Raw genomic sequence first — 8,242 nt, 5'->3', positions numbered from 1 at the left:
CTGCGGCAGAACTGGGATGTCCTCTGATCCTAATGCACAACCGGCAAGAACGAGACTATACCAACTATTTGGTTGATGTAGTCCGTAATCTTGAGGAGAGTATACAGATGGCGCTAGAGGCCGGAGTACATCCCGATCAGATTATTCTGGACCCGGGCATTGGCTTCGTGAAAGATCTGAACGAAAACCTAGTGCTCATGTCATCGCTCGGGTTGCTCAATGAGATGGGCTATCCCGTTCTGCTTGCCACCTCGCGTAAAAGGTTCATCCAGAACACCTTACAGGTACAGGCGGATGATGCGCTGGAGGGTACAGCCGCTACGGTTGCTTTTGGCATAGCCCAAGGATGCCAGATGGTCCGGGTTCATGATGTGAAGCCGATTCGGCGCACAGTGGACATGTGTGATGCCATGTTGTATGCATCTCCAGGCTTGCGGAGGAAATGATGCTGGCGGGTCAAGTGACCCGTGCAGTGGAAGCGCAGCGTTTTGCAATAAGAACAAACATCGAACCATGAATTCAGTATATATAGAGGGCAGGCGGAACTTATGGATAGAATGGTAATGCATCGAATGGAGTATTACGGATATCACGGCGTATTTGCCGAGGAACGGAAGCTGGGGGCGCGTTATTATATTGATTTGGAGATCGATATGGATCTGGGTGAGGCTGGGCGTAACGATGATTTAACCAAAACCATCAATTATGCGGAGATCCATGAGCTGGTCAAACAGATCGTTGAAAATAAATCATTCCAGTTAATTGAAGCTTTGGGCGAACATATTGCATCTTCTTTACTAGACACTTATACTATTATCAATGCACTGACAGTCAAGGTGACGAAGCCGCATCCGCCTTTCGATATTCATTTTGGGGGCGTAACTGTAGAGCTTCGCCGCACAAGAAAGTGAGAACCGATCATGATTGCACATTCGACCTCTGAATCTTCAGAGGCTTATATTGCTTTAGGGGCTAATTTGGGTGACCGGGAACAGACGCTGCTTGAGGCGTTAACGTTGCTGGATGCACATCCTCATATATCTGTCTTGCGCTGTTCTGCGCTATATGAAACGGAGCCGGTAGGTTATGTGGACCAGCCAGCGTTTCTGAATATGGCAACTGCGGTACAGACTACACTTTTGCCGGAGCAGCTGCTCACGGAACTGCTGGATATTGAAACACGGCTTGGGCGGGTTCGTGATATCCGTTGGGGCCCTCGTACAGTCGATTTGGATCTGCTTTGGATGGATGGAGAGACGAGTGATACCGAACGGCTGCAATTGCCGCATCCACGGATGGGTGAACGGGCGTTTGTATTGGTGCCACTGGCTGATATCGTAACCGAAGATGAGCATTCAGGTTTGTATACCTTTGTACAATCATCGTTGTCTGTACTGGATGGAAAGGATGGAATACAGCTTTGGAAAACGTGCAATTGGCCAATCGAATCCGGGCTTTCCGGAAGCTGAAAGGTTTAACACAACAGGAACTCGCTGCTGAGACGGGCATATCGCTGGCCATTCTGGGTATGATTGAACGAGGCAACCGCAAAGTAGTTGAACGGGAGCTGAATCTAATTGCCGGGGTGCTGTCGATCAGCATTGAGGAGTTACAGGGGAACTAAGGTCGCTTTTTACTAATAAGAAAATATCGTCATTATTCGTTTATTTTATACAAACTAAAACACAACCAGGATTCATGCAAGAGTCGGATTTAAAAAGGAGTGGAACGACTACCATGCTTAAAATTGGTGACATTGAAATGAAAAACCAGGTTGTACTTGCGCCGATGGCTGGCGTGTGTAATCCGGCTTTTCGTCTGATCGCAAAAGAATTTGGAACAGGCCTCGTATGTGCGGAGATGGTTAGTGGCAAAGCCATCGTGCATGGTAACAAGCGTACACGTGAGATGTTATTTGTAGATGAGCGTGAGAAACCGCTGAGCCTGCAAATTTGGGGGGGAGATCGTCAAGCCCTCGTAGAAGCAGCCAAAATTGTGGACAAAGAAACCAATGCTGACATCATCGACATCAACATGGGATGCCCTGTGCCAAAAGTGACGAGCTGTGATGCAGGTGCACGCTGGTTGCTTGATCCGAACAAAATTTATGAAATGGTATCCGCTGTTGTGGACGCTGTAGATAAGCCCGTTACAGTCAAGATGCGGATCGGCTGGGATAACGAGCATATCTACGTAGTTGAGAATGCACTTGCGGTTGAACGTGCTGGCGGACAAGCGGTAAGTGTTCACGGCCGTACACGTGAGCAGCTCTACACAGGCACAGCGGACTGGTCACACATCAAAAATGTCAAAGAGGCTGTCTCCATCCCGGTTATCGGGAACGGAGATGTATCTTCACCGGAAGATGCCCGTCGTATGTTGGATGAAACGGGTTGTGACGGAGTTATGATCGGTCGTGCCGCCCTGGGTAACCCATGGATGTTGTATCGGACCATTCAATACTTGAGTTCCGGCGAACTGCTTCCTGACCCGAATGGGGAAGAGAAGATTCGGGTTGCCATTTTGCATATGGACCGTCTGATAGCACTGAAGGGTGAGGCTGTTGCTGTTCGCGAGATGCGTAAACACCTGGCTTGGTATCTGAAAGGTCTGAAAGGATCTGCCCGTATCAAAGACGTTATTATGGAAGAAACCAAGCGTGATGAGATGGTGCACATTCTGGAGAACTTTGTAGGCCAGCTGCATATGGAAGGCAATCTGGAGTCAGAACCAGCAGTAGCCGAAAATGCTTCCTGATCTGCTGCTGTAAAACGTTTACAGCTATAGGGGGCGTAACATTGACTTTTCGAGACCGTTACCCTATAATTTCACAGTATAAATTCGCCATGTGCGTCATAAGGCTAGTGCATCAGGAGGAACGTTCTGTTTCTCCGGAGAACTTCATATAGTTTTGAAGATGTATGCGGGCGGAGCTCTGTAAACAGCACTGGTTCCGTTGCCGTGCAATCAAATTATTCCCATGACAGGAGAATCGGTTGAGATGAGCGATAAGGAAGTTATCCTTACACCAGAGGGTCTTAAGAAGCTTGAAGAAGAACTGGAAATGCTGAAATCAGTGAAGCGCCGCGAAGTGGCTGAACGGATTAAGGTAGCCATCGGGTATGGAGATATTAGTGAAAACTCCGAATACGAAGACGCGAAGAACGAACAGGCTTTCATTGAAGGCCGCGTTATTACGTTGGAGAAATTGCTTCGGAACGCACGGATTATCAACAGCGACGAGATCGATACCGAAGCTGTAAGCGTGGGTGCAACAGTCACTGTAGAAGATCTGGAGTTCGGTGATATCACGGAATATACGATTGTAGGTTCTGCGGAGTCCAATCCGCTGCAAAACAAAATATCGAACGAAAGCCCTGTTGGCAAAGCCATTCTGGGCAAGAAAAAAGGTACGGTTGTTGATGTAAGTGTGCCTGCTGGCGTAATTCAATATAAAATTGTAGACATCAAAAAGTAATATAAGCAATGAAGCAGTCGGGTACGGAGACAAAAGCTTCCTTAGGGAAGCTTTTTTCAACATTTGAGGCAGAATACCTCTGAAGATGCCTGCAATGTAAATAAGGAGATGAATATAGATCATGACGGATGAAGTCTTGAATCAGGAAACCGAAACCGAACTAAGTGAGCTTTTACAAATTCGCCGCGACAAATTGGACGAGCTCCGCAAATTGGGGATCGACCCTTTTGGCCAAAAATACGTACGTACGGAAGAAGCCGGCTCCATTCTGAAGAAGTATGAAGAACTGACCAAGGAAGAGCTGGAAGAGAAGCACATCGAAGTCAGTATTGCCGGACGGATTATGGCGAAGCGGGGAATGGGTAAAGCGAGCTTTGCACATATTCAGGACCTGAGCGGCAGAATCCAGATCTATGTTCGTCAGGATACTGTACCGGAAGACAAATACGCCGCGTTCAGCCTGCTCGATTTAGGGGATATTGTAGGTGTCTCTGGGGTAATCTTCAAAACCAAGACAGGTGAAACTTCGGTTAAAGTTCAAAATCTCGAAGTATTGTCCAAGTCACTTTACCCACTTCCGGATAAATATCATGGACTCGCGGATGTAGAGCTGCGTTACCGCCAGCGCTATGTTGACCTGATTATGAATCGTGAAGTGCAGCAGACCTTCATTACTCGTTCCAAAATCATTCAGTCGATGCGCCGTTACCTAGATTCTCTGGGCTATCTGGAAGTCGAAACTCCGACGCTGCACACCATCGCTGGTGGTGCCGCTGCGCGTCCATTCATCACGCATCATAATGCGCTTGATATGGAATTGTACATGCGGATTGCGATTGAGCTTCACCTGAAACGTCTGATTGTAGGCGGTCTGGAGAAAGTATATGAGATCGGCCGTGTATACCGTAATGAAGGGATGTCGACACGTCATAACCCTGAGTTCACAATGATTGAACTTTATGAGGCATATGCCGATTATCAGGATATTATGCGTTTGACTGAGAATCTTGTTGCTCACATCGCACAGGAAGTGCTTGGTACGCAAGTTATCCAATATGCAGACTATCAAGTGGATCTTACACCAGAATGGCGCCGTGTAACGATGGTAGACGCGGTTAAGGAAGTTGTAGGCGTGGACTTCTCCGTGCACATGACGAACGAGGAAGCTCATCGTTTGGCGAAAGAACATAAAGTTCCGGTTGAAAAGCATATGACATTTGGTCATATTCTGAATGCATTCTTCGAACATTTTGTAGAAGAGACATTGATTCAACCAACCTTTATTATGGGGCACCCGGTTGAGATTTCTCCGCTGGCGAAGAAGAGCGATGCAGATCCACGTTTCACGGACCGCTTCGAGCTGTTTATCGTTGGACGTGAGCATGCAAATGCATTTACGGAGCTGAATGATCCAATCGATCAACGTCAGCGCTTTGAGGCACAATTACTGGAGAAAGAACACGGGAACGACGAAGCACACGAAATGGATGATGATTTCATCCGTGCGCTTGAATATGGTATGCCACCAACAGGTGGACTGGGGATCGGTATCGACCGTCTGATCATGTTGTTGACCAACTCGCCGTCTATTCGTGACGTACTGCTCTTCCCGCATATGCGTCCTCGTACACAGGATTAAATAAGGAACGTTTAACTCGTTCATAATAGAAGAGGAACCTGCCGTTCAGTATGATACTGGTGGCAAGTTCCTCTTTAGGTTTACATAGGCATTGAAAGTAACAGATTCGTCGAAACAACATGTCTTACCAAAGTGTGGTGACAGAATTTGTTCGCCTACCTGCTTGTATTATGTTAAAAGAGGTGCCCTCCATGAAGTTTAGGCTTCACATTGCTAAATTCCTATCACCCCCATTGATTCTGGTTGGTGGTTTTATGCTTATTATCATGATCGGTACGATTCTGCTCATGTTACCTATCTCCAATCAAAGCGGCGAGCATTTGGCGTTTATTGATGCGCTTTTTACTTCTACCTCTGCTGCATGTGTAACCGGGCTGGTCGTTGTGGATGTAGGGACGACTTTCAACCTGTTTGGTCAAATCGTGATTATGGTGCTTATGCAGCTAGGTGGACTTGGCTTCATGACCATCGCAACGTTGTTTGCATTAGTATTGGGTAAGCGTATCTCGCTAAAGGACAGGCTTCTGCTGAAAGAGGCTATCAACGCTGACAGTATGGAAGGCATTGTACGTATTATCCGCAAAGTGCTCATTTTTTCGTTTACCATTGAAGGGGTGGCTGCTGTTATATTGGCACTACGCTGGGCAACGGAGATGCCCTTTTGGCAGGCGGTATACTATGGTGCGTTTCACTCGGTTTCATTATTTAATAATGGTGGTTTCGATCTGTTTGGCAACAGTTTTCAGTATTATACAGGGGACTGGTTGTTTAACCTGACAGCTTCCGTGCTGGTTGTATCGGGTGGACTCGGCTTTGTGGTGCTGAATGATTTGTTTGAGTTCCGCAAGCGCCGTCGCTTATCGTTGCAGTCCAAACTGGTATTGTCCGTATCAGGTGCACTGATTGGTATTGGAGCAATTGTACTGTTTGTATTTGAGTTCACCAATGGACACACACTGGCGTCTCTAAGTTGGAGTGAAAAGATATACGCCTCGTTCTTCCAATCGGTCTCTACACGTTCGTCGGGTACGAGCACCATTGATATTACCGAGATGAGGCAGGCCACTCAGTTCTTCTTCATTCTGTTGATGTTCATTGGGGCATCTCCGGGATCAACCGGGGGTGGGATCAAGACGACAACGTTCCTGATCATGATTGGAGCGGTGTATGCCATGATTCGTGGCAATAAAGATATTGTATTTTTCCGTCAGCGTGTTCCGAAAGATTTGCTGATGAGAGCATTGACGATTATTATGGTTTCCTTGATCATATTCATGGTTGTAGTAATGCTACTACTTACCACAGAGGATGCACCGTTCCTTTCACTTATGTTTGAAGCGGCCTCGGCGATTGGGACAGTAGGTCTGTCGGTGGGAGTAACACATGAATTAACGGTATGGGGAAAAGTGATTATCGCCTTCACGATGTTTATCGGACGTATTGGACCACTAACCATTGCATACGCGCTTCGTCCGCGCAAAGAGAAAAAGCTGTATCGCCATCCGGAGGGCCGGATTATTATTGGATAAAAAGAAAAACCGTCACGCATCTAGGACTAACCCTATCATGGAATAGGTTAGTTACAACTAATGCCTGACGGTTTTTTTGTTTCATAGAAGCAATTACTTGTTTCTTGCTGGTACGAAGGATTGAGCTGTATTTAATTATGTGATCGAATGTTATTCTGCATCCCGGCATAACGTTGCAAGATGTGTGGTAAGGATGTTCTCCATAATCTTGGTGTTCATCTGGTCAGGACGAAGAATCGCATGAATACCCAAACCGTCGACCAGTGCGTACAGCCTTTCAATTTCCAGTTCCTTGTCGATGTCTGTTCGGCAGAGATTGAGTTCCATGAGGTAGGTGATAACTTTAGCCATCGCGTGTCTGAGTTCATCATATACTTTGTCGGCATGCTCTTTGAGAACAGGGTCAGTCTTGGACTTGGCTGTAAAAGCGTACCACACCTCCATTTCGGCCATTTTTTCATCCGTACTTGGCAAGAGTTCTAACAACAGAAGCTTCATATTCTCCAAAGGAGATGCATCAAAGGAAATCTGTGTGATTCGATTCGATACACGTTCGGATACCAGATTCATTGCGTATAGGAGTAGTTCTGATTGGGTTGAAAAGTAGTGGCGCATAGACCCGGCCGATATTCCAGCTTCTACCGCAATATTTCGAACGGAGGCCTGTTCCATGCCATCTCTTCGGATGACACGCCAAGCCGCTTCGGCTACGAGCAGACGTTGTTTATCGTGATCAACTATTTTAGGCATAAAAAGATTATATCATTGTTGATTATTATAATACAAACGTGTTAAATTATATTTAATACATTCGTATTATAAAAGGAGTGGATCGTTTGATTGCCTATTTTATTATTGGATGTGAGATTGCCTTCTGGGTATTTGTCGCTTCAGGTCTAAGTGTGCGTTATCTGTTTGGGATGAAACGGACAGGGGTCGCGCTGTTAATGGCAACGCCCATTGTGGATGTTCTTCTTATGGTAGCGACGGTGATGGATCTTCAACGGGGTGCTACGGCAAGTATGGTTCACGGCATTGCAGCTATATATATAGGTGTGAGTATTGCTTATGGTCATCAGATGATCGCTTGGGCTGATCGTTATTTCCTTTACTGGTTTAAGGGAGGGGATAATCCTCGGAGCAGCAAGGTGTATGGTAGCGAGCATGCTAGTCGTGAAAGAGTGGGATGGCTTAGACATCTATTGGCTTGGGGCATAGGTAGCTTGTTCTTGCTCGCGATGATCTGGTGGATTGGGGATACGGAGCGTACTGCGGCATTTTCTAATCTCATAAGAGTATGGGGGATTATACTGGGGATCGATTTTATAATCAGCTTCAGTTATAGCTTATGGCCGCGAAAGATGCCTGTGGAGAAATTGAAGTAACATATAATCGGATAGGGCGGGAGGAACATGCGGATTATCCATGGAGGAAAGGTGAATCACATGTTCTGGGAAGAGAGTGTTTAATAAGGATTGAAGGGATCTTAAATAACTCCGGCATTAAGTGAATAGCTATACGAGAGACTGAATATAATTTATTGAAAATAAAGCTTGTGTTCCGGATCTGTACATGGTATATTCTAATTCCGGCCAA

The 8,242-nt window shown here is 46.3% G+C and carries 10 protein-coding genes; 9 read left to right on the top strand and 1 reads right to left on the bottom strand.

Going from position 1 to position 8,242, the window contains the following annotated elements:
• The 8 genes from A6049_RS31770 to A6049_RS31735 all read left to right on the top strand — a co-directional run.
• On the top strand, nt 1-446 hold a 446-nt coding region (locus A6049_RS31770; RefSeq protein WP_161490669.1), incomplete at its 5' end, for a dihydropteroate synthase.
• Nucleotides 447-548: 102 nt separating this feature from the next.
• Nucleotides 549-911 (top strand): dihydroneopterin aldolase, encoded by a 363-nt coding sequence (gene folB / locus A6049_RS31765; RefSeq protein WP_053778905.1) that lies wholly within the window; start codon nt 549-551, stop codon nt 909-911.
• Between the two features lie 9 nt (nt 912-920).
• Nucleotides 921-1,469 carry a 2-amino-4-hydroxy-6-hydroxymethyldihydropteridine diphosphokinase gene (gene folK / locus A6049_RS31760; RefSeq protein ID WP_024633743.1) on the top strand — a complete coding sequence of 183 codons (549 nt, stop codon included), beginning with the start codon at nt 921-923 and terminating at the stop codon, nt 1,467-1,469.
• Entirely contained in the window at nt 1,421-1,624 is a 204-nt protein-coding gene (locus tag A6049_RS31755) for a helix-turn-helix domain-containing protein (protein WP_063568397.1), read from the top strand. Before folK ends, A6049_RS31755 begins: the two co-directional genes overlap by 49 nt.
• Nucleotides 1,625-1,737: 113 nt before the next feature.
• The gene (gene dusB, locus A6049_RS31750; RefSeq protein WP_063568396.1) at nt 1,738-2,757 is read left to right on the top strand and encodes a tRNA dihydrouridine synthase DusB; all 1,020 of its coding nucleotides are present in this window, start codon (nt 1,738-1,740) and stop codon (nt 2,755-2,757) included.
• A 244-nt stretch (nt 2,758-3,001) separates the two neighbouring features.
• The gene (gene greA, locus A6049_RS31745; protein ID WP_053778901.1) at nt 3,002-3,478 is read left to right on the top strand and encodes a transcription elongation factor GreA; all 477 of its coding nucleotides are present in this window, start codon (nt 3,002-3,004) and stop codon (nt 3,476-3,478) included.
• Nucleotides 3,479-3,599: 121 nt separating this feature from the next.
• Nucleotides 3,600-5,117 (top strand): lysine--tRNA ligase, encoded by a 1,518-nt coding sequence (lysS, locus tag A6049_RS31740; RefSeq protein WP_063568395.1) that lies wholly within the window; start codon nt 3,600-3,602, stop codon nt 5,115-5,117.
• A gap of 191 nt (nt 5,118-5,308) precedes the next feature.
• The gene (locus A6049_RS31735) at nt 5,309-6,646 is read left to right on the top strand and encodes a TrkH family potassium uptake protein (protein ID WP_063568394.1); all 1,338 of its coding nucleotides are present in this window, start codon (nt 5,309-5,311) and stop codon (nt 6,644-6,646) included.
• Nucleotides 6,647-6,796: 150 nt separating this feature from the next.
• On the opposite strand, the gene A6049_RS31730 is transcribed toward A6049_RS31735, so the two are convergent.
• A complete protein-coding gene (locus A6049_RS31730) occupies nt 6,797-7,396 on the bottom strand; it encodes a TetR/AcrR family transcriptional regulator (RefSeq protein ID WP_063568393.1) in 600 nt (199 codons plus the stop codon).
• Nucleotides 7,397-7,473: 77 nt separating this feature from the next.
• Between A6049_RS31730 and A6049_RS31725 the strand changes: the two genes are divergently transcribed.
• On the top strand, nt 7,474-8,031 hold the full coding sequence (locus A6049_RS31725; protein WP_342671838.1) for a hypothetical protein: 558 nt from the start codon (nt 7,474-7,476) through the stop codon (nt 8,029-8,031).
• The last annotated feature ends 211 nt before the right edge of the window (nt 8,032-8,242 follow it).

The sequence above is a fragment of the Paenibacillus sp. O199 genome, assembly GCF_001636635.1.
Taxonomy (GTDB): Bacteria; Bacillota; Bacilli; order Paenibacillales; family Paenibacillaceae; genus Paenibacillus; species Paenibacillus marchantiae.
This window is presented reverse-complemented; position numbering and strand designations above follow the sequence as displayed.